At 66.7% G+C, this 20981-nt stretch carries 20 protein-coding genes; 11 read left to right on the top strand and 9 right to left on the bottom strand.

Features of this window, described 5'->3' with window-relative positions; translation table 11 throughout:
* Window positions 1-198: 198 nt before the first annotated feature.
* From MOM01_RS08880 to MOM01_RS08895, 4 genes are read right to left on the bottom strand one after another with little or no spacing between them, the layout of a single operon-like run.
* Window positions 199-1356: a thiolase family protein gene (locus MOM01_RS08880; RefSeq protein ID WP_241385029.1), complete on the bottom strand. Its 1158-nt coding sequence runs from the start codon at window positions 1354-1356 to the stop codon at window positions 199-201.
* Window positions 1353-2546, bottom strand: a complete 1194-nt coding sequence (locus tag MOM01_RS08885) for an OB-fold domain-containing protein (RefSeq protein WP_241385030.1) — start codon at window positions 2544-2546, stop codon at window positions 1353-1355. Before MOM01_RS08885 ends, MOM01_RS08880 begins: the two co-directional genes overlap by 4 nt.
* A gap of 29 nt (window positions 2547-2575) precedes the next feature.
* Entirely contained in the window at window positions 2576-3781 is a 1206-nt protein-coding gene (locus tag MOM01_RS08890; RefSeq protein ID WP_241385031.1) for a CaiB/BaiF CoA transferase family protein, read from the bottom strand.
* On the bottom strand, window positions 3778-5274 hold the full coding sequence (locus MOM01_RS08895) for an aldehyde dehydrogenase family protein (RefSeq protein ID WP_241385032.1): 1497 nt from the start codon (window positions 5272-5274) through the stop codon (window positions 3778-3780). The genes MOM01_RS08890 and MOM01_RS08895 overlap by 4 nt, the downstream gene beginning before the upstream one ends.
* A gap of 209 nt (window positions 5275-5483) precedes the next feature.
* Between MOM01_RS08895 and MOM01_RS08900 the strand changes: the two genes are divergently transcribed.
* From MOM01_RS08900 to MOM01_RS08950, 11 genes are all read left to right on the top strand, one after another.
* Entirely contained in the window at window positions 5484-6293 is an 810-nt protein-coding gene (locus MOM01_RS08900) for a TauD/TfdA dioxygenase family protein (RefSeq protein ID WP_241385033.1), read from the top strand.
* Window positions 6290-6994, top strand: coding sequence for an SDR family NAD(P)-dependent oxidoreductase (locus MOM01_RS08905; protein ID WP_241385135.1), 705 nt, complete (start codon window positions 6290-6292; stop codon window positions 6992-6994). Before MOM01_RS08900 ends, MOM01_RS08905 begins: the two co-directional genes overlap by 4 nt.
* Window positions 6995-7032: 38 nt before the next feature.
* Window positions 7033-7893, top strand: coding sequence for a mycofactocin-coupled SDR family oxidoreductase (locus MOM01_RS08910; RefSeq protein WP_241385034.1), 861 nt, complete (start codon window positions 7033-7035; stop codon window positions 7891-7893).
* 85 nt (window positions 7894-7978) lie between these two features.
* Complete coding sequence (locus MOM01_RS08915) at window positions 7979-8170, top strand: ferredoxin (RefSeq protein WP_241385035.1); 192 nt, start codon at window positions 7979-7981, stop codon at window positions 8168-8170.
* 50 nt (window positions 8171-8220) lie between these two features.
* Window positions 8221-9567: a cytochrome P450 gene (locus MOM01_RS08920; protein ID WP_241385036.1), complete on the top strand. Its 1347-nt coding sequence runs from the start codon at window positions 8221-8223 to the stop codon at window positions 9565-9567.
* Window positions 9568-9582: 15 nt separating this feature from the next.
* Entirely contained in the window at window positions 9583-11283 is a 1701-nt protein-coding gene (locus MOM01_RS08925) for a thiolase C-terminal domain-containing protein (RefSeq protein WP_241385037.1), read from the top strand.
* Window positions 11280-12209, top strand: a complete 930-nt coding sequence (locus tag MOM01_RS08930; protein WP_241385038.1) for an alpha/beta hydrolase — start codon at window positions 11280-11282, stop codon at window positions 12207-12209. Before MOM01_RS08925 ends, MOM01_RS08930 begins: the two co-directional genes overlap by 4 nt.
* A 28-nt stretch (window positions 12210-12237) precedes the next feature.
* Window positions 12238-13056, top strand: a complete 819-nt coding sequence (locus MOM01_RS08935) for an NAD(P)-dependent oxidoreductase (RefSeq protein ID WP_241385039.1) — start codon at window positions 12238-12240, stop codon at window positions 13054-13056.
* A complete protein-coding gene (locus MOM01_RS08940) occupies window positions 13053-13850 on the top strand; it encodes an NAD(P)-dependent oxidoreductase (RefSeq protein WP_241385040.1) in 798 nt (265 codons plus the stop codon). Before MOM01_RS08935 ends, MOM01_RS08940 begins: the two co-directional genes overlap by 4 nt.
* A gap of 140 nt (window positions 13851-13990) precedes the next feature.
* Window positions 13991-14794, top strand: coding sequence for an SDR family NAD(P)-dependent oxidoreductase (locus MOM01_RS08945; RefSeq protein ID WP_241385041.1), 804 nt, complete (start codon window positions 13991-13993; stop codon window positions 14792-14794).
* Window positions 14795-15231: 437 nt separating this feature from the next.
* Window positions 15232-15672, top strand: coding sequence for a helix-turn-helix domain-containing protein (locus MOM01_RS08950; RefSeq protein ID WP_241385042.1), 441 nt, complete (start codon window positions 15232-15234; stop codon window positions 15670-15672).
* 52 nt (window positions 15673-15724) lie between these two features.
* Here MOM01_RS08950 and MOM01_RS08955 read toward each other — a convergent pair whose 3' ends face one another.
* The 5 genes from MOM01_RS08955 to MOM01_RS08975 are packed head-to-tail and all read right to left on the bottom strand — an operon-like array spanning window position 15725 to window position 20979.
* Window positions 15725-16648, bottom strand: coding sequence for an NAD(P)-dependent oxidoreductase (locus MOM01_RS08955; RefSeq protein WP_241385043.1), 924 nt, complete (start codon window positions 16646-16648; stop codon window positions 15725-15727).
* The gene (locus MOM01_RS08960) at window positions 16645-17097 is read right to left on the bottom strand and encodes a carboxymuconolactone decarboxylase family protein (RefSeq protein WP_241385044.1); all 453 of its coding nucleotides are present in this window, start codon (window positions 17095-17097) and stop codon (window positions 16645-16647) included. Before MOM01_RS08960 ends, MOM01_RS08955 begins: the two co-directional genes overlap by 4 nt.
* 19 nt (window positions 17098-17116) lie before the next feature.
* A complete protein-coding gene (locus MOM01_RS08965) occupies window positions 17117-18550 on the bottom strand; it encodes an aldehyde dehydrogenase family protein (protein WP_241385045.1) in 1434 nt (477 codons plus the stop codon).
* A 4-nt stretch (window positions 18551-18554) separates the two neighbouring features.
* Window positions 18555-19583: an aldo/keto reductase gene (locus MOM01_RS08970; RefSeq protein WP_241385046.1), complete on the bottom strand. Its 1029-nt coding sequence runs from the start codon at window positions 19581-19583 to the stop codon at window positions 18555-18557.
* Window positions 19576-20979 carry an acyl-CoA reductase gene (locus MOM01_RS08975; protein WP_241385047.1) on the bottom strand — a complete coding sequence of 468 codons (1404 nt, stop codon included), beginning with the start codon at window positions 20977-20979 and terminating at the stop codon, window positions 19576-19578. The genes MOM01_RS08970 and MOM01_RS08975 overlap by 8 nt, the downstream gene beginning before the upstream one ends.
* Window positions 20980-20981: the final 2 nt, after the last annotated feature.

Below are 20981 nucleotides of genomic sequence, written 5' to 3' on the forward strand. Positions count from 1 at the left end.
TAGAGGCTGCATGTGTCTACGGCAATACGGATTGCATGAAACAGGAATCGAATTACCAAGAATACAGAACGGCAATCTTGCAGCGCTGCAGGATATTTGAATGCAGTGCTGCAGATTGTTCGACACAGCGCCGAATCAGCCCCTGAAAAGACGAGAACCCGCACGTCGCGTGGACGTACGGGTTCTCGACGAGCAGGCTCAGGTTCCGGGGCCCTGAAGGATCGTCACGGCGGCGACCGCCGTGGGCCCGCCGACATTGTGAGCGAGACCTGTTCGCGCACCGTCGACCTGATTGGCCGCCTGCCCGCGGAGCTGTTCGAACAGTTCGACACACTGGGCCACACCGGTCGCGCCGGGAGGATGCCCCTTCGTGTTGAGGCCACCGCTGGGATTGACCGGCACTGCGCCACCGACTTCGGTGGCCCCGGCCTCGAGCAGTTTGAAACCCTCGTAACGTTCGGCGAATCCGAGGTCCTCGTAACTGATGATCTCGATTCCCGTGAAATAGTCGTGGATCTCGGCGACGTCGATGTCCGACGGTTCCAGTCCCGCGGCACCGAACGCCTGCCGCGCCGCGCGCCGGGTCGCGGCGAAGGAGGTGAGATCACGCTTGTGCTGGTGCATCACGGCATCGAAGCCGATTCCTGTACCGCGGATCCAGACGGGTCTGTCGGTGTAGCGGTCGACGACATCCTCCGCCACCAGGATCAGCGCAGCCGCCCCGTCGCTCTGCGGCGCACAGTCGTAGACGCCGAAGGGAGTCACCACCGTCTCGGCCGCGAGCACCTCCTCGATCGTCAACTCGAACCGTCGGCACGCCTTGGGATTGTTCAGTGCGTTGCGGTGATTCTTCACCGCGACCATCGCCATGTGCTCGCGGGTGGCCGGCGACTCGTGAAGATATCGGCGCATGTGCAGGGCGAAACCCGCCTGCGCGAGCCCGAGAGGGAAATCCCATGCCATGTCGCGCGTCATGGATTCCCACTCCCAGAGCATCCCCTTCGACGCCGTCTCCCGGAGCTTGTCGGCTCCCATGACGAGCGCGACGTCGCAGGCACCGGAGGCGATCCCGTACACGGCATTGCGGATCGCGTCGTGTCCGGTCGCGCAGGAGTTCTCGACCCTCGTCACCGGGATGTCGTGCAGGCCCAGGGTATCCGCGAGTATCCCCGACGGAAATCCGTCCGTCGTTCCCATGGACCCGAACCATGCGGCGTCGATGTCCGACTTGCCGATGCCCTTGTCCACACTCGCAGCGCACTCGGAGTAGGCCATCGGAAGCAGGTCCCGGATACCGAGAGCGAAATGTTCGGCGAAGGGAGTCATCCCTGCGCCGACGATCGCGACCTTTCTCATGCCGCTTCCTCCTCGTCCACGGAACCCGGATCGGGTTCGAAGGCGTACCCGTAATCCGGCACACCCGAGCGCACCGCGATCCGCCGGAGTACCAGCCGCCCCCGATCGCCGATGCCGACATTGCCGGCGGCGGTGCCGGTGACCCGCACCAGTGCCCGGACGTCGAGCCCGTCGAGTTCGACGAGAACGAGCGAGTACGGGGTCCGCAGTCCCGGCACCGGTACGTGGACGGTGACCTCGGTGTAGACCGTGCCGGTGCGCGGCAGTTCGACCAAGGTGTAGCCGGTCTCGAGCGAACCGTCCTCGCCGACCCGGTATCGGGGCGGGAAGTCGACCCGGTCGCTGTCGAGGAAGCGACCGCCCTCCCAGCGCACCTTCGCTTCGAAGGCCCGCTCGTAGGCCGCCAGGGAGATCGGGATCTCGCCCGGGTGGGTCCGTGCCGAATCGGGTACCGGCCGGGCAGGCCGCTCACGCCTGTGGACGTCGACCGCCCCGTCCGCGACGGTGAGACCCGACAGGCTCGCCTGCTCGACGCCCACCAACGGTCCGGTCAGCCCACCCTCCGCCATGGCGGCCAGGGCGAAGACGGCCGAGCTGGCTCCGGTCGTCGGCAACTCGATGCTCTGTGCTGCCGCGAGCGCTGCCGCATGATTCGCCGGCACACCCGCCACGACGGCCGGGGTGTCCACCCAGGCCGTCGCGAGCGAGGCGAGATATCCCCGTTTGCGGAGCAGTCGCGGGTCCCCGTAGTCGTGGATGTCACCGGAGGCGTTCCGCGTGCGGACCGGCAGGCTGCGCGACACCCGCGCGGCGGTACGCACCTGGAGTCCGCGATCGGAGGTGAGCGCCGCCGCTGCCCCTGCCGAGTTCAGGTCCACCCCGATGATCAGGGTTCGGGGCCGCGCCGAACCGAGGGCGTCGAGAGTGGCGGGTGCGCCCCCGAGTCGCTCGATCACCTCGAGTTCCGGATCTAGCCCGAGGCCGGCGAGCAGGACCGCGGCGTTGCTGCTCTCCGTCAGCGGCAGGTCCCGGCCGACGAGTACGACGTACTCGACGGCTCCACCCGATTCGAGGGCGGCGCGGCCGGCTTCGACGGCGAGGGTGACGGCGTCCTCGTCGTCACCTGCGATCCTGGCCCCCGCAGTACCCCAGCACGGCAGGTACGTTCCGATCGATGCGATGTATGGCATAAGCCCTCCCTGGACCGGGTGCAGCCCGACTAGGTGACTGCGCCCGCTGTCTTGAGCTCGATGATGCGCTCCCAGTCCATGCCGAGCTCCTGCAGGATCTCCTCGGTCTGGGCGGCGAACTCCGGTGCCGGTCCGGTCTGCGGCGGCGCGACATCGAATTGCACGGGATTCGCGACGAGCTCGAGTTCCCCTGCCTTGACCAGATATTCGTTGTCCCGGACCTGCGGGTCGCTCACGACCTGCAGCGAGTCCTGGATGGGCGCCCACGGACCGGCGAGGGTTCCGAAGCGCTGTGTCCACTCCGCGAGGGGACGACTGCCGATGACCTCGCGGAGTATCTCGACGGCGTCCGCGGTGTTCGCTGCGATCGACTCGGCGTCCGCGAAACGCGGGTCGTCGATCAGATCGGGGCGCTCGATGTGCGTGCACACGTCGGCCCAGAACCGTGCCGGCTGGAGCATCACGAACGAGACGTACCGTCCGTCCGCGGTGCCGTAGACACCCGAGAGCGGATTGGTCAGCGCTCCGTGGCCGCCCACCTTCGGTGCTTCCATGTGCTGCCCGAGATGCGCCGAGAGCGCGATGGTGTGGCCCATCGCCCAGACACCGCTGCTGAGCAGCGAGACGTCGACCACCGAGGGCTCGCCCGTCCGTTCGCGCTTGAACAGCGCCGCGGCGACGCCCCCGGCGAGATTCGTGCCCGAGATCGTGTCGCCGAAGGCCGGTCCGGGAGGCGCGATCATCCCGTCGGTGCCCGGCGGGGTGAGCGTCGCGGCGACACCGGCACGCGCCCAGAAGGCCGTCATGTCGTATCCGCCCTTGCCGGACTCGATTCCGCGCGGGCCGAGAGCACTTCCCCGCGCATAGACGATCTTCGGGTTGACCGCACGGATGTCGTCGACGTCGATCTGCAGCTTGGTCCGTACCTTGGGCAGGAAGCTCGTGAGGAAGACATCGGCGGTGCGAGCGAGCTCGAGCAGGACCTCGCGCCCCTCGGGAATCGAGATGTCCAGGCCCAGGCTGCGCTTGCCACGGTTGGCATGCTCGACGTTGGGATTGGGATCGCCCTCGACGCGGAGAGTTCCGGTCTGCCGCAGGCCGCGCTGCGGGTCACCGGTCACGGCATGCTCGATCTTGATGACGTCGGCGCCCCACTCGGCGAGGACGGCACCTGCCGAGGGAACGAAACCGTACATCGCGACCTCGACGACCCGAACCCCTTCCAGGGGCCTCATGAGACGACCTTGGAGAACGCCTTGAGCTGCTGGAACTCCTCGAGGCCGGCCTTGCCCATCTCGCGGCCGATGCCGGACTGCTTGTAGCCGCCGAACGGCACGTCGGGGCTGAAGTAGTTGCCGCCGTTCACGGAGAAGGTGCCGGTGCGGATGCGGCGGCCGATCGCGATTCCGCGCTCCTCGTCGGCGGTGAGAACGCCACCCGAGAGACCGTACTTGGAGTTGTTGGCGATGCGGACGGCATCGTCGTCGTCGTCGAAGGGGATCACGGCGAGCACCGGCCCGAAGACCTCCTCCTGCGCGATCTCGCTGTCGGGGTCGACGTTCGCGAGGAGGGTGGGCTTGTAGAACCAGCCCGGATCGACCTTCTCCCCACCCGTGACGAGGGTCGCGCCGTCGGCGACGGCACGCTCGACCATGGCGTGGATCTTCTCGCGCTGCTTCTCGCTGATGACCGGACCCATGTACATCTTCGGGTTCGACGGGTCGCCGAAGGGCACGTTCTGCATCATCCCTGCGACGTAGGCGACGATCTCGTCGTGCTTGTCGCGAGGCACGAGCAGGCGTGTCGTCAGCGCGCATCCCTGTCCGGCGTGGGAGCAGATGCTGAAGGCGGCGAACTGCGCGGCGGTGGAGAAGTCGGCGTCCTCGAGCACGATGAGTGCGGACTTGCCGCCGAGCTCGAGGAAGACCTTCTTGAGCGAGTCCGCGGCCGCGGCCATGATCTTCTTGCCCACCGGTGTCGAACCGGTGAAGGTGACCACGTCGACGTCCGGATGGGTCGTCATGAGCTCACCGGGGGCGACCTGCGACGAGGAGATGATGTTGACGACACCGGCCGGAATTTCGGTGTGCTCGGCGATGATCTCGGCGAGGGCCTGCGTCACGAGGGGCGTGTCGGGCGCACCCTTGAGCACGATCGTGCAGCCCGCGGCGAGCGCGGCCGGCAGCTTCGCCATGGCCAGCTGCGTCGGGTAGTTGTAGGCGACGATCGCGGCGACGACACCGGCCGCTTCCTTCTCCACCCAGCGGCGGTGCGGCTGCCCCCTGAATTCGACCTCACCGAGATCCTCGGTGAAATCGGTGTTGCGCAGCAGATCCGCGTAGTACTTCACGATCTCGATCGGCGCATCGAGCTGATTGCCGTGGGTGAGGATGCGCGGAGCGCCGACCTCGGCGATCGTCAGCTCGCGCAGTTCTTCGATGTTGTCGCGCAGGGCCTGGTAGAGCTGGTCGAGGCACGCGATCCGGAACTCGACGTCCGTGGCCCAGGTGGTCGTGTCGAAGGCGCGCCGGGCTGCACGGATGGCGGCGTCGGCTTCCTCGACGCCCGCATCGGGAGCGTGGCCCACCAGTCCGCCGGTGGCCGGATTGTAGGACGGGAACGTGCGTTCCGTCGTGATCAGCTCTCCGTCGATGAGCAGGCGTTTCGTCACGCCGGCTGCGGCCGCACCGTCGGCCACTGCGGTGGCCCCGTTCTCCTGCACTGACATCCCATCTCCTCGCGTCGTATGGAAATAGCATTCTCGGATCAGAGAATTAATATGTTCGTCTGGCGAGAACTTTAGCAAGTAGCAGGCCGGCGGGATAGCCCCGTGAGTGATGCCCGCCACTTCGATACAGCACGCGCGGGCAATTTTCCCGGTATTGCGGCGCACAATTGCCTGAGAGTATGGTTCTCGCAACCGGAAGGGAGATTCTTGTGATCAGCACTACAGCCCTGAGCCCCGCCCTCGGAGTGGAAGTCACCGGTGCCGACAGCCTCGACGACGAACGTGTCGTCGCCCAGTTGCTCGAAGCACTCAAATGGCGTGGCGTACTTCTCGTTCGGGGCATCGGACTCGACGACGAGGCCCAGCTCGCCTTCAGCCGGAAACTCGGCAAGGTCGTCATGCCCGCCCCGGGCCAGGAGATCTTCACGGTCTCACTGGACCCGGCGAAGACACCGTCGGCCGAATACCTCAAGGGAACGTTCCACTGGCACATCGACGACACCACCAACGAGGTACCGGCGAAGGCGACGACCCTCACCGCACGCCACGTCGCAATGATCGGTGGCCAAACGGAATTCGCCAGCACCTACGCCGCCTACGAGAATCTTCCCGAGCACGAGAAGAAGCGTTACGAAGGCCTGCGCGTCGTGCACAGCTTCGAGGCCGCACAGCGCCTGGTCTACCCCGATCCCACCGAGGAGCAGGTCGCCCGCTGGCGTGCCCTCCCCCCTCGTGAGTCCTCCCTCGTGTGGGAGCGCCGCGACGGCCGGCGTTCCCTCGTCATCGGCGCCACGGCCGATCACATCGTCGGCATGCGTCCCGAGGAGAGCCGCGAGCTCCTCGACGAACTTCTCGCCTGGACGACACAGGAGCAGTTCTGCTACTCGCACGAGTGGCAGGTGGGCGACCTCGTCGTCTGGGACAACACCGGCATGCTGCACCGTGCGCTCCCCTACGATCCGTCGTCGGAACGACTGATGCGGCGCACCACGATCGTCGGTGATGAACCGTGGCAGTGAAGACAGCGGTCGTCACCGGAGGCAGCTCGGGCATCGGCAAGGCCATCGCCGAGCGTCTCCGCAAGGACGGACACCAGGTCGCCGTGCTCGACCTCAACCCTTCCGGCGGGGAACTCGAGTACAAGGTGGACGTGTCCGACCGCACCCAGGTCGATGACGCCTTCGCGCAGGTCCGCGAACAACTCGGTCCCGTAACGATTCTCGTCAACGGAGCCGGACTCGAGCTCTACAAGCGCTTCCACAACATCGACTTCGCCACCTGGCAGAAGGTCGTCGACGTCAACCTCGGCGGGGTCTTCCACTGTGTCCAGGCCGCACTTCCCGACATGCTCGAGGCCGGCTGGGGACGCATCGTCAACATCTCCTCGTCGAGCGCTCAGTCCGGGCAGCAGTTCATGGCCCCCTACGTCTCGTCCAAGGCGGCCGTGAACGGACTCACGAAATCGCTCGCCCTCGAATACGGCCCGTCAGGCATCACGGTCAACGCCGTCCCCCCGGGCTTCGTCGAGACCCCGATGTTGCACCGCTCCGCAGAGAAAGGGCTGCTCGGCGGGACCATCGAGGAGCACATCCAGCGCACCCCGGTCCGCCGTGCAGGCCGGCCCGAAGACATCGCCGCCGCCTGTTCCTTCCTGATCTCCGAAGAGGCCGGATACATCACCGGCCAGATCCTCGGGGTCAACGGCGGACGCAACACCTGAACATCTCATCCGCCGAACCCGATCGAAAGGACAATCCAGTGGGACGCGTCGAAGGCAAGGTCGCTTTCATCACCGGTGCCGCCCGGGGTCAGGGCCGCAGTCACGCGGTCAAGCTCGCCTCCGAAGGTGCCGACATCATCGCGGTCGACATCTGCAGGAACATCGACACCATCGGATACCCGATGGCCACCTCCGAGGACCTCGAGGAGACGGTTCGTCTGGTCGAGAAAGAAGGCCGACGCATCGTCGCCATCGAGGCCGATGTCCGTGACGCAGCACAGATGAAGGCGGCTGTGGAACGGGGCGTCGCAGAACTCGGCCGCCTGGACGTGGTGGTCGCACAGGCCGGTGTCGCAGGCATGAAGGGCGAGCCGCAGACCCAGGCCTGGGCCGACGTGGTGGACACCAACCTCGTGGGCACCATGAACGCCGTCCACGCGGCGCTGCCCCACCTGTCCGAGGGCGCATCGATCATCGCGACCGGATCCACCGCCGCGCTCATGGACGTGTCGAAGGTCGATCAGCCCGGCAAGGATCTCGGCGGTGTCGCCTACGTGTTCTCCAAGCGGGCACTGACCCAGTTCATCCACACGCTCGCGACGCACCTCGCGCCCCGCAAGATCCGCGCGAACGTCCTGCACCCCACCAACTGCAACACCGACATGCTTCAGAGCGAGCCGATGTACCGCTCGTTCCGTCCCGACCTCGAGCACCCCACGCGCCAGGACGCCGAGCCGGCCTTCGGCGTGCAGCAGGCCATGCCGATCCCGTACATCGAACCCGAGGATTCGAGCAATATGGTGCTCTTCCTCGCGTCCGACGAGTCGCGGTACGTCACCGGCATGCAGATGCGTGTCGACGGCGGCGGCTACCTCAAGTGGTACGACTTCCATATCTGACCGTCCGCCCCGCACGGACGGGCCCGGCGTACACGAGGACGTTTACAGCCCGAACAAACTCACCATCTCAACCGGGAGGAACAACGTGAAGGTGAAAGTCGATCCCGAGCGTTGCCAGGGGCACACCCTGTGTGCCATGGCAGCACCGGACGTCTTCGAACTCAGTGAAATCGACGGTCACGCCACCGCCGTCGTGGACGAGGTCCCCGCCCACCTCGAGGAAGCCGTGCGCGAAGCCGCACGTTCCTGCCCCGAACAGGCCATCCAGATCTCCTGACCATCAGCGTTTCGATCAGCCCTTCACTCGGAACGTCAGAGAGGACAGTCATGAGCGTCGACGACACCGTTGCCGACCAGACCCACCGCACCCCGGTCTACCAATTCGACCGCCACGCACCCGATTACCGCGACAGGTTCCTCGACATCACCGAGGAAATGCAGTCGAAGTGCCCCGTCGCATGGTCCGACACCCACGGTGGCCACTGGGTCGCCGCCGGCAGCGACGAGGTGTTCAACCTCGTCCGATCCCCCAACGTCTCGAACGACCACGACATCAAGGGCGTTCGAAAAGGCTACAAGGGCATCATGATTCCCACCGCCGAGCGCGCATCCGGCGTGCGCGGCGGCATTCTCGAGATGGACGACCCCGAGCACCGCGAGTTCCGCGCGCTGCTCAACCCGTATCTCTCCCCCGCGGCCGTCCAGAAATGGATCCCGGTCATCGACGAGGTGGTCCGCGCCAGCATCGACGAGAAGATCGAGAGCGGCCGGATCGATTTCATCGACGACCTGGCCAACATCGTGCCGGCCGTCATCACCCTCGCGATGCTCGGTGTGCCCATCAAGAAGTGGGAGGTCTACTGCGAGCCGGTCCACGCCGCGATCTACACCCCGCCGGACTCACCCGACGTCGCCCGCGTCAGCGAATTGCACCGCACCATGGGTATCGACCTGATCACGAACCTGTTCGAGATCCGCGAGAATCCCCGCCCCGGTCTGATCAACGCCATCGCCGACGTCGAAGTGCTCGGCGAGAAGCCCGACGACATGGAACTGCTGGGCATCCTCAGCCTCCTGATCGGTGGCGGTTTCGACACCACCACGGCACTGACCTCGCACGCACTCGAGTGGCTCGGCGAGCATCCGGAGGAGCGGCAGCGTCTGAGCGACGAGCGCGACACCCTGCTCGACAGTGCGACCGAGGAGTTCCTCCGTTACTTCAGCCCGACACCGGGCGACGGACGAACCTTCTCCGCCGACTGCGAGTTCAAGGGAACGCAGTTCAAGGAAGGCGAGCGGTTGTGGCTGTCGTGGGCCATGGCCAATCGCGATCCGCAACTGTTCGACGATCCCAACAACATCGACATGGAGCGTAAGGGCAACCGCCACTTCAGCTTCGGACTCGGTGTGCACCGGTGCATCGGATCGAACCTGGCCCGGATGGTGTTCAAGCGGATGCTGCTCGCCGTGCTCGACCGGATGCCGGACTACACGTGCGATCCGGAAGGCACCGTGCACTACGACTCGATCGGCGTCATCCAGGGCATGCGGCACCTGCCGGCGAACTTCACTCCCGGCCCCCGCCTCGGCCCCGGCCTCGACGAAACGCTCGAGAAGCTGCAGGTCATCATCGACGAACAGCAACTCGCCGCTCCGATCACGGCACAGAAGTAAGGAAACCGGCACACAGTGGCTGACACGACGGTGGTCGACCGTGCGGACAAGGACGGGACGGCGGAGAAGTCCGGGCGTCCTCTCCCCCAGTTGACCCTGCAGAACAGGTTCTTCTGGACCTCCGGCGAGGACGGCCGGTTGCGGATACAGGAATGCGAGTCGTGCTCGTCTCTCATCCATCCGCCGCAACCGGTCTGCCGCTACTGCCGGGAGAAGCGGATGGGAGTGCGCGTCGTCTCCGGCTACGCGACCCTCATCGGTTTCACGGTCAACCACCGTTTCGGCCTGCCCGGCCTTCCTCCTCCGTTCGTCATCGCTCAGGTCGCACTCGAAGAGGACTCTCGGGTGCGCCTGACGACGAACGCGATCGAATGCGATCCCGAACAGCTCGAACTCGGAATGCGCATGGAAGTCGTCTTCCACCGGGACGGCGACGTCTGGCTCCCCCTCTTCCGTCCCGTGGCCGAGCAGGGACCTCCCGCTCCGCTTCCGGTCGACGACATACGCCCCGAACAGATCCGTTTCCACATCCGCCCGCCCGCGACGCCGGACAAGTTCGAGGACAAGGTCGCCATCACCGGCATCGGCATGTCGGACATCGGGCGTCGCCTCATGGTCGACCCGGTCGCATTGACCGTGCAGGCGTGCGAGCGTGCCGTCGCCGACGCGGGCCTGACGATGGACGACATCGACGGCCTGTCGACCTATCCCGGTGCAGGACCGACCGTCGGTTTCGGCGAAGGCGGTATCGCAGCAGTCGAATCCGCACTGGGACTGCGGCCGACCTGGTTCAACGGCGGCCTCGAGACACCCGGGCCCAGCGGATCGGTCATCGCCGCGATGCTCGCGGTCGCGAGCGGCCTCGCCCGGCACGTGCTGTGCTACCGCACCCTGTGGGAATCGACCTACAACGAACTCGTCAAGGCCGGCCACATCACGCCGCCCGGAGGACGCACACCGAGCTGGATGGTGCCCTTCGGAGGCGTCTCCGCGGCGCACACCCTCGCGCAGAACGCCCAGCGGCACTTCCACCGCTACGGAACCACCCGGGAGACGCTCGGCTGGATCGCGTTGAACCAGCGTGCCAACGCCGCACTCAATCCGGGCGCGATCTACCGCGACCCCATGACCATGGACGACTATCTGTCGGCCCGGCCCGTGACCACCCCGTTCGGCCTGTACGACTGCGACGTGCCGTGCGACGGCGCCGTCGCCGTCATCGTCTCCGCCGCCGACACCGTGAAGGATCTGCCCGGAAAGGCAGTCCGTGTGGAGGCCGTCGGCACGCAGATCGTCGAACGCATCGAATGGGATCAGAGCACCCTCACCCACGAACCGCAGGTCCTCGGACCGGCCGCACACCTGTGGACCCGCACGTCGCTGCGTCCCGAGAACGTCGACGTCGCACAGCTCTACGACGGCTTCACCTTCAACGCGTTGTCCTGGATCGAAGCCCTCGGCTTCTGCGGGATCGGCGAAGCGAAGGACTTCCTCGACGGCGGCAGGAACATCGCCCGCGACGGCGTCCTCCCCCTCAACACCCACGGCGGGCAGCTCTCGCACGGCCGCACCCACGGCATGGGCCTCGTCCACGAAGCCGTCACCCAGCTGCGTGGCGAGGCCGGTGACCGCCAGGTGCGCGATGCCCGCGTTGCCGTCGTCAGCAGCGGCGGGCTCACTCCCGGCAGCGCGATGCTGCTGCGGAGCGACACATGAGCACCGCCCGCACACAGTCCTCACCGATCGAGGAGGCTCACGTCGGCGGCGCGGGAGACGTCTCACCCGTGGCCCGCGTCGTCGATGTCGAGGGCATCCCGATGTCCGCCCTGGTCGCCGAAGCACCCGAACCACGCGCCGTGATCGTGGCGTTGCACGGCGGCGCGGCCCGCGCGGCCTACTGGGACTGCCCCGGCCACCCCGAACTGTCGATGATGCGTGAGGCCGTCGCACACGGATTCACCGTGATCGCCCCGGATCGTCCCGGATACGGCTCGTCGCGACCCCATCGTGAAGAGCTGAGCGCTCCGGATGTGCGTGTCGATCTGGCCTACCGCACGGTCGACGCCCTGCTCGGTACGTCACCTCGCGGTGCGGGCCTGTTCCTGTGGGGCCATTCGGTCGGAAGCGAGCTCACGGTACGCATGGCCGTCGAGAACCGGCGTGAGGAGATTCTGGGTGTCGAACTGTCCGGCACCGGACGCGAGCACCACGCCCTCGCCGCCGGCATCCTCGGCACCCGGGAGCGGTATGCGAACGCGCGTGGGGTCGGGGAACTGCTGTGGACGCCGGCCGAGCTGTATCCGCCCGACATCGTCGGCGGCGCCGTGATCGCCGCGCGCACACCGGGCTACGAAGCCGATGTCACGGCCGGCTGGCCGGACGACGACTTCCCCGCACTCGCCGCGCACGTCCGCGTGCCCGTGCACTTCACCGCCGCCGAACACGAGAAGGTCTGGCGCAACGACGCACAGGCACTCGAGGATGTCGCCGCGATGTTCACCGCGGCGCCGAACGTGACCGTCCACCTGCATCCCGGCGGCGGACACAACCTCAGTATCGGTTACGCCGGTCCGGCCTATCACCGGACGGTGTTCGGATTCGTCGACGACTGCATCGCACTCCAGGAGGTTCCCCGGCCATGACCTGCCCATTCCGCTCGGAGGCACTGTGATGCGTGTCGGATTCATCGGACTCGGAAGCCAGGGTGGGCCGATGGCCCGCCGGATCGTCGAATCGGGATACGAGCTGACGCTCTGGGCCCGCCGACCGGAGTCGCTCGCCCCCTACGCCGATACCGCCGCCAAGTACGCGCAGTCGCCCGCCGAGCTCGCCGCGGCCAGCGACCTCGTGTGCCTGTGCGTGGTGAACGACGACGACGTGAGGCAGGTGATCACCGGCGAGAACGGCGTCCTCGAGGGCATGAACGAGGGCGGTGTCATCGCGGTGCACAGCACGATCCATCCGGACACCTGCCGTGAGCTCGCGACCGCGGCGGCCGAACGTGGCGTGTCGCTCGTCGACGCCCCCGTCAGTGGCGGCGGAATGGGGGCGGCAGCAGGGACGCTGCTCGTGATGGTCGGCGGCGAGAGCGAGATCGTAGAGCGGTGCCGTCCGGTCTTCTCCACCTACGGGAATCCCGTGGTGCACGTCGGCGATCTCGGAGCCGGCCTGGTCACCAAGCTGCTCAACAACCTGCTGTTCACCGCGAATCTGGCCCTCGCCGAGAACACTCTGGCCCTCGGCGCGGAACTCGGCGTCGATCCCGCACGCCTCGGTGAGGTCGTCTCCCACGGCACCGCGAACAGCTTCGCGCTCGGACGCGTGGTGTCCGCCGGGGGCAGTCTCGACCGGATCGGCGGTCATGCCGGGGAACTGCTGAAGAAGGACGTCGGTCTCGCGGCCGGTCTCGCCGCCTCGGCGGGTGTTCCCGAGGGCATCACGTTCACCACGGCGGACGCCGGACTCGAGACGATGGGACATCCGCGATGAGCCGTGTGCATGTCGTCGGTGCCGGGCGCATGGGATTGCCGATGGTCGAGCGATTGGTGGCCGGCGGGCACGAGGTGCATGTGCTGGCGCGGCACGACGAGTCGCGAGCAGCCGTGCAGGAGGCCGGCGCGATCGCCGTACCCGAGGTCGGGGGTATCGGCACGGACGCCGAACTCGTCGTCGTCTGTGTGTTCACAGACCAGCAGGTGCGAGAAGTCTGCCTCGACGACGGCGTCCTCGAGCGCATGCCCCGGGGTGCGGCGCTCGTCGTCCACACGACGATCAGCCCGCGCACGGTGGAGACCATCGCCGTCGCGGCCGAACCGTACGGGGTCGCAGTGATCGACGCCGCGGTCAGCGGAGGGCCGCACGACATCGCGGCCGGGGCCCTGACCCTGTTCCTCGGCGGGGCGGACGACGCCGTCGCCGCCGTGACGCCCGTGCTGAAGAGTTACGGCGATCCCGTCCTGCACGTCGGGGCAGCCGGACACGGGCAGAAGGTGAAGCTGGTGAACAACGCCTTGTTCGCGGCCGAGATCGGCTTGCTCGCCGAGGCCGCAGAACTGGGGCGGCAACTGGGCGTGGACGAGGCGTCGTTGTTCTCGGCTCTACCGCACGGCAGTTCGTCGTGCAAGGTCATGGGGAACATCGCCATGCGGGGCTCGGTCTCGGAGTTCCGCACTGCTGTCGGCGAATTCCTGACCAAGGATGTGGCGGTGGTGCGTGCCGCCGTGTCGGAACTCGGAGGAGACCTCGGAGTGCTGGACACGGCGATCGACGCGCACGCCCGGTAGGCGCTCCGGCGAGGCGTCCCGGGTGGTGGTCCTGCTCCATCGCACGGGACGCCGTCTGCGCCCTCGTTTCCCGTGATTGCGTACCCGAGAGGACAGATACACCGAGCGTACACCGAGCTTCCGTCCACCGGGGTACGCGAATGCTCATCCCTGGACGTCCCGTCGAATCGAAAGGACATTCCGTGGAAGGTCTGAAGGACAAGGTCGTGCTGGTAGCCGGTGCCGCGACGGGCCTCGGTGCCGATTCCGCCCGGCGTCTCGCTCGTGAAGGCGCCCGCGTAGTGGTCGGCGATCTGAATTACGAGGGTGCCGAGCGTACGGCCGCCGCGATCACCGAGACGGGTGGCAGCGCGGTTGCGGCCGGTTTCGACATCTCCGACGACGAATCCGTTCGCGCGCTCGTCGCGACGACGATCGAGACGTACGGCGGGCTCGACGCCGTGCACATCAATGCCGGCGACATGGGCGCCGTCACGAAGGACACCGATGTCGTCGACATCGACCTCGAGATCTGGGATCGCACGGTCGCGGTCAATCTGCGCGGTCATATGCTCGTCACCCGCCACTGCGTGCCGAAACTGCTCGAGCGAGGCGGCGGGACGATCGTCTACACCTCCTCCATCGCTTCGTTCACCGGCGACCCGCAGCGCCCGGCCTATTCGGCGACGAAGGCGGGGATCAACGCCCTTGCGCGGCATGTCGCCTCGCGCTGGGGACGCGAGGGGATCAGGGCGAACGCGGTGACCCCCGGCCTCATCCTCACGGACGAGATCCGCAACGGAGCGGCACCGGAACTGCTGGCCGGCATGCTCGCGCGTACGCGCAGCACGCGGCTCGGTGAAGCCGCGGACATCTCGAGCATGGTCGCCTACCTGATGTCCGACGACGGTGCGTGGATCAACGGACAGGTGGTCAACGTGGACGGCGGCACCGTGCTGCGGTGAATACGGGTTCCGAAAATCTACAGCCGCGACTGTAGACAATCGTCATTTGGCGTTGTATTCTTCCTTTCGTAGGCAAAGCAGAGATCCGAGACGGCAGGTAGAGGACGAACTACCTGCAAGCAGAGATGAACTGGTATGTAGGGCGGGACGCGTCGAGTGGTGTGTCGATGTTTCTCGAGACTCGATGCGTCCCGCCACTACCGGGCGGTCGACAGGCCCGGTAGCGCAGGGACAAGGAAGTTGCAGGGCATGCGACTCCGACGGTGTCGCATCCGGGCGGTCGGAACCGACCTGCCCGGGACGAACAAGGATTCCCAACCAGGAGGTGGTACACGGTTAGCTGTCACACAATCGCGTATCCCGCCAGAAGCGGGAAGGTAAAGGGGCCGGCGTGATCGTCGCCCCCTCCGAGTAGTTGTCCTCGAGCCCCGGCGCCTGTGCAGGCGCCGGGGCCCTACCCGTTCCACGAGAGTTGTTCACACGAGAAAGGTTTCGAGCACATCCCGGTCACACCGAACCCCACCGGCCCGGAAGACAAATTCGACGACGACGACTACCCGGCATACAGCATGGGCCGCGCCGCCGAGCTTCTCGGCGTCACCCAAGCGTTTCTCCGCAGTCTCGACGCCGCGGAACTGGTGACCCCGATGCGATCCTCGGGCGGTCACCGGCGCTACTCCCGCTACCAGCTCCGCATCGCTGCCCGCGCCCGCGAACTCATCGATCGGGGTACGCCACTCGAGGCCACCTGCCGCATCATCATCCTCGAAGACCAGTTGAGCGAAGCTCAGCGGATCAATGCCGAACTCCTGCGAACACGCGAACAGTCGGACCGGCCTGCGCCCCCGGCCGGCACGTCCGAGGGATCCACACCCTAGCGTCATCTCGGGACTCCCCATCGGGCCTGTGGGGAGTTCCTCGAGTGGTGGATCAGCCGTCTTCGAGCGACACTCCGTGGGCGTGCTCGAGATACCGAACCACGGCGGTCTGGTCGACGCCCGGTTCCAGTGCCTCGACCGCGGCGTTCCACACCTTGCCGATCGCCTCGCCCAGCACAGGGCTGATGCCCTGATCGTGCGCGAGGTCGAGGGCGATACCGATGTCCTTGCGCATCAACGCTGCCGCGAATCCCGAGTCGAAGGTGCGTGACAGCACGAACTTCTCGTACTTCGTCTCCGTCGCCTGGTTGCGTCCGCTGCCGGCGTTGAGGACCGCCAGCAGAGTGGCCGGATCGATCCCGAACTTCCTGCCGACCAGCAATGCCTCCGCCGCGACGAGCACATTGTTCGCCGCGAGGAGGTTGTTCAACGCCTTGGCGGCATGACCCGATCCGACCGGCCCGACCCGGATGATCTCGCTACCCGTCTCCCGCAGTAGCGGCGTCACCCCGTCGACCACCTCGGCATCACCACCGGCCATCACGGCGAGTTGCCCCTGTTCCGCACGCGCGACACCACCACTCACCGGCGCGTCGACGACGCTCACCCCCTTCGCCGCGGCGAGCTCGGCGAGACGTTGCGTGCGCGTCGGCACGCTCGAGCCCATGTCGACGATCACCGATCCGGGCCGAAGGTGCTGCAGCAGGCCGTCGTCCGACACCACCACCGAGTCGACGATGTCGCTCGTGGGCAGGACCAGCACGACCACATCGCAATCGGCGAAGTCCGCGAAGCCCGTGGCACCGACCACGGCGGGATTCTCGTCCACGAACCGCTGCTGCGACGCCGGGTCGGCGTCACGCACGACCATGCGGCGGCCGTTGCGTGCGAAGTTCCGGGCGATGGGCCGGCCCATGGCACCGAGACCGACATGCCCCAGCGACGAGATCGTGATCGGATTCTGCTGCTCGTTCATGCCGGCGACTCCGTCTCCGTCGCACTCAACGGGCCGAGTTCGGCGGTGAGCACTTCCTGGACGACCCGCATCGCCGCAATACCGGCCGGGCAACCCACGTACGCGGTCGCATGAACCACCGTCTCGGAGATCTCCTGTCGTGTCAGCCCGTTCCGCAGTCCGGTGCGGATGTGGGTGGCCAGTTCGGTGTGCTGTCCGAGCGCGATGAGGAGGGAGATGGTCACCAGAGATCGATCACGGCGTTCGAGTCCCTCGCGCGTCCACACACCGCCCCAGACGAACTCGCTGACGTATTCCTGCAGTCCTTCACCGTCGGTGCCGGCGTTGCGCGACAACGCCGCATCGACGTACTCGTCTCCGAGGATCTCGCGGCGTACCGCGAGCCCGGATTCGAAGATGGTCCGGTGTGCCGCTTCCACCGCATGATCCGGTGCGACCTGTCGTGTCATCGTTGCCCTTTCGGCGGATTCACATCCGCGACGAGTCCAGTTTGACGGTCACGCACTTGACCTGACCGTAGTGGTGCAGCGCCTCGACGCCCTTCTCACGTCCGTAACCGCTGTTCTTCCATCCGCCGAAGGGTGTCTGCACCGAACCGGTGGACCAGGTGTTGACGAATACCTGGCCGGTACGCAGGCGTCCGCTCACGGTGAGCGCACGCGAGACGTCACGAGTCCACACGCCTGCTACGAGACCGTATTCGGAGTCGTTCGCGATCGCCACCGCGTCTTCGACGGTGTCGAAGGGGATCACCACGAGCACCGGACCGAAGATCTCCTCCCGCGCGATCCGCATGTCGTTGTGCACACCGGTGTAGACGGTGGGTTCGACGAAGAATCCCCCGGTCTCCTCGGCGAGCGCTGCGACCCGGCCACCCGTCTCGGTACGGACTCCTTCGGACGCGGCGACCTCGAAGTACCCCTGGACCTTCTCGAACTGATCCCGGGTGATGATCGGTCCCATATCGGCACCGACGCGCAGTTCCAGCACTCGGTCGACCACTCGTCGCACGAGGTGGTCGTGCACCTCGCGCTGCACGAGCAGTCGCGTACCGGCCGAGCACACCTGGCCCGCGTTCGCGGTGAACGCTTGCACGGCACCGGCAGCGGCCGCGTCGAGGTCGGCGTCGGCGAAGACGATGTTCGCCGATTTGCCGCCGAGTTCCAGCGTCACGGGCACGATCCGATCGGCAGCGATACCACCGATCACCCGTCCCGTCGGTACCGAGCCCGTGAACGCCACCTTGGCCACCTCGGGATGGTGGACGAGAGCGGCACCGGCCTCCCCGCCGGTGCCCAGTACGACGCCGAGGACGCCGGGTGGGAATCCCACCTCGCTCGCCAGACACGCGAGGCGCACACTCGACGCCGATGTGTTCTCGGACGGCTTGAGAACCACCGTGTTTCCTGCTGCCAGCGCGGGAGCGCAGGCCCGCGCCGACTGGTTCAGCGGAAGATTCCACGGGGTGACGACACCGATCACGCCGTAGGGCTCGCGCACGGTGTAGACATGCTGGTCGGGGGCGATGTCGAGAGTCTCCCCCACCGGCATGCCCACGAGGCCACCGTAGAACTCGAAGTAGGTCGCGGAGTTCTCGACCTCGGCCAGCGCCACCTTCTCCGGTTTCCCGGTCTCGCTGACCTCGAGCGCGGTGAGCGCCCGGGCATCGTCTCGCATGGCGCGCGCGAGACCGACGAGCAGGCGACCGCGGTCGAGCGCGGGAATCTGCAGCCACAGCGGCCCGGCTGCGGAAGCTGCACGCACGGCGGCATCGACGTCGCCGGTGTCCCCTCGTGCGATCCGCCGGACGGTGCGTCCGGTCGCAGGATCGGTGACGTCGAGATAGTCGCCGCCGGCCGGTTTCGCGGATATCCCGCCGATCCAATGGTCCAGTGTCTCCACGAGGTCACCTTCCGCGAGAGTTGTGCACGGCACCGGCCATGGGGGGCAGTGCATCCGGTTCGAACATCTCCCGGCGTCGATTCAGGAAGTCGTGCGGATATCCGGCCGAGATCGCCGACGCCTCCTCGAGGCGCCCCAGCTGGTCGTCGTCCAGATCCAGCGACAGGACACCGAGATTGTCGCGGAGCTGCTCGGCGGTGCGGGCACCGATCGACAGCATCGGCCCACGCCGGCGCACCCACGCGAGTGCCACGCGGGCGCTGGAGGTACCGATCTCGTCGGCGACCTCCCGGGTCACCTTCACGATCTGCTGCGCTCGGAGAGGGAGAGCCGCGAGGGATTCGTCGGTGTGCGGCCGCGCGAGGATTCCGCGGGCGAGGGGGCTCCACGCGTACACCGGAAGACCGAGATGGCCGGCCATCGGCAGCAGTTCCCGCTCGGGTGTCCGGGCGAGCAGCGAGTACTCGACCTGCACCGCGCAGAACGAGGTCCACCCCCGTAGCTCCGCGATGGCGTTCGACCTGGAGATCACCCAGGCCGGCGTGTTCGAGATCCCGATCGAGAGCACCGTGCCCGAACGCACCAGATCGTCGAGTGCCCGCAGCATTTCTTCCTCGGGAGTGCACCGATCCCAGGCATGGACCCACAGGACGTCCAGATAGTCGGTGCCCAGCCTTCGCAGGCTCGTCTCGACGCTGCGACGCAGGCTCTTGCGGTTGCTGCCCCCGGAGTTCGCGTCGTGCGGATCCGTCGGGAGCGTGTACTTGGTGCTGACCACCACGGCGTCGCGTTCGGAGGCGATGAAGCGGCCCAGCATCTCCTCGCTCGAGCCGTTCGTGTAGTTGTTCGCGGTGTCGACGAAGTTACCTCCGGCGGAGCGGTATTCGTCGTAGACGAGCCGGCATTCGGCTTCGTCGGACCCGAAACCCCATTCCGTCCCGAAGGTCATCGCGCCGAGGCACAATTCGCTCACGCGGATACCGGACGAGCCCAGAACCCGCTGATCCATAGCGCCACCCACCGTCTCAGGCATCGTCGTCCACCACCCAGTTGACGAAACGGTGCAAGGGGTACATGCCGTCGTGCGGACCGCCCATACTGCCCTTCAAGGCACTGCCGAGCCGCACGATGCGCTGGACACCTGCAGTGGCGAGACGGTCGCGGATCTCCTCCTTGCGGTGCGTGGGATAGACACCGACCGTCTGGGTGGCGACGGTCGCGTAGGAGGCGGCCTCGTGCAGGGCGGAGATCGGGATGACGTTGACGGTCTTGTTGGTCGGGTGGAAATCGACCATCTCGGGAGAGCGGACCACCAGCCCGCTGCCGTCGAATCGTCCCCACACCCGGTAGTCCGGTTCGAGGAAACGCATGCCTTCCACGGCGTCACGGATCTCCGCATCGGGTTTCGGGCCGACGGCTTCTGCGAAATCCCGGTCCACCCCGAGCCGTTCGTGAAGCAGGGCACAGAACCGGTCGACCTGCTCGTCGTCACCCTCGACACAGATGTGCCGTGCTGCCAGGCACGCGTCCTGGTTGAAGATCGTCGCGTCGAGCGCCGCCAGTTCGGCGACCTCGCGCAGTGTCTCCTCCGACTCGAAGGCCTCGCGGCCGACGATCGACATCGACACCTTGGGATCGAACGAGATCAGCTGGAAGCCCGGTCCGGCATAGCGGGCGGCGTTCTCGATAGCGGAGCCACCACCCCACGCGACGAGCTTGTCGAAGTACTGGGAGCGGTAGAGGATGTTCTCCACCTTCTCGTCGCCACCGCGCCAGTACACCGCGGACATCGAACGCAGGACGGGATGGCCGGGGGCGATATCCGCCATCGTGCGCAGCACCGCCACTGTGGTGAACGGATCGGCCGAGGGCATCTTGAAGAGATTGACGCCCTTCGTCAGTGCGGCATCGGCAATCGTCGTCATGGCGGCGCTCGGCGAGTTGCCGGCCATCATGTGCACCAGTCGTGGCGGGAAGGCGCGAACACGGCTCACATTGCCGTTCGGGTCGGTGCGCTCGGCCCAGCCGTCGAGCACGTCGAGACTGCCGAACGTGCGCTCGAGCCGGTATTCGAGGGCTTGCCGGGTGAGGAACTGGCCGGGACGCGCGAAGGTGTTCTCGATGATGCGCCGGGGCAGTGCGCTCACCTGGACGGTCATCTCGAGGGATTCCTGGAGGTATTCGTTTTTCGCCAGCGTCAGATACTTCGCCGTCTCCACGAGGAAGTCGATGATCTCGGAGATCGGCACGCCGAAGGCCGGCCCGACCTCGGAGCGAGGTGCGAACAAGCCGTTGTATTCGAGTTTCGGTGTGACGAAGGGGACCCCGAAGTCGCGGGAGAGGTATTCGCTGTCCTCACCCCAGATCAGTTCGCCGCGGACGAAGTGCGGGACCTTGATCCGGGTCCGGGCCGGTGCGGTCGTGGTCATCT

Origin of the sequence: Rhodococcus sp. CH91, assembly GCF_022554085.1 — a bacterium.
In the GTDB taxonomy this organism is placed as follows: domain Bacteria; phylum Actinomycetota; class Actinomycetes; order Mycobacteriales; family Mycobacteriaceae; genus Rhodococcus.

Excerpts from the sequence above, each read along its gene's own strand:
- MOM01_RS08890 (WP_241385031.1), bottom strand. The coding sequence starts at position 3,781 with ATGAGGCCCCTGGAAGGGGTTCGGGTCGTCGAGGTCGCGATGTACGGT.
- MOM01_RS08880 (WP_241385029.1), bottom strand. The coding sequence starts at position 1,356 with ATGAGAAAGGTCGCGATCGTCGGCGCAGGGATGACTCCCTTCGCCGAA.
- MOM01_RS08945 (WP_241385041.1), top strand. The coding sequence starts at position 13,991 with ATGCTCATCCCTGGACGTCCCGTCGAATCGAAAGGACATTCCGTGGAA.
- MOM01_RS08960 (WP_241385044.1), bottom strand. The coding sequence starts at position 17,097 with ATGACACGACAGGTCGCACCGGATCATGCGGTGGAAGCGGCACACCGG.
- MOM01_RS08940 (WP_241385040.1), top strand. The coding sequence starts at position 13,053 with ATGAGCCGTGTGCATGTCGTCGGTGCCGGGCGCATGGGATTGCCGATG.
- MOM01_RS08885 (WP_241385030.1), bottom strand. The coding sequence starts at position 2,546 with ATGCCATACATCGCATCGATCGGAACGTACCTGCCGTGCTGGGGTACT.
- MOM01_RS08920 (WP_241385036.1), top strand. The coding sequence starts at position 8,221 with ATGAGCGTCGACGACACCGTTGCCGACCAGACCCACCGCACCCCGGTC.
- MOM01_RS08935 (WP_241385039.1), top strand. The coding sequence starts at position 12,238 with ATGCGTGTCGGATTCATCGGACTCGGAAGCCAGGGTGGGCCGATGGCC.
- MOM01_RS08975 (WP_241385047.1), bottom strand. The coding sequence starts at position 20,979 with ATGACCACGACCGCACCGGCCCGGACCCGGATCAAGGTCCCGCACTTC.
- MOM01_RS08970 (WP_241385046.1), bottom strand. The coding sequence starts at position 19,583 with ATGCCTGAGACGGTGGGTGGCGCTATGGATCAGCGGGTTCTGGGCTCG.
- MOM01_RS08930 (WP_241385038.1), top strand. The coding sequence starts at position 11,280 with ATGAGCACCGCCCGCACACAGTCCTCACCGATCGAGGAGGCTCACGTC.
- MOM01_RS08955 (WP_241385043.1), bottom strand. The coding sequence starts at position 16,648 with ATGAACGAGCAGCAGAATCCGATCACGATCTCGTCGCTGGGGCATGTC.
- MOM01_RS08895 (WP_241385032.1), bottom strand. The coding sequence starts at position 5,274 with ATGTCAGTGCAGGAGAACGGGGCCACCGCAGTGGCCGACGGTGCGGCC.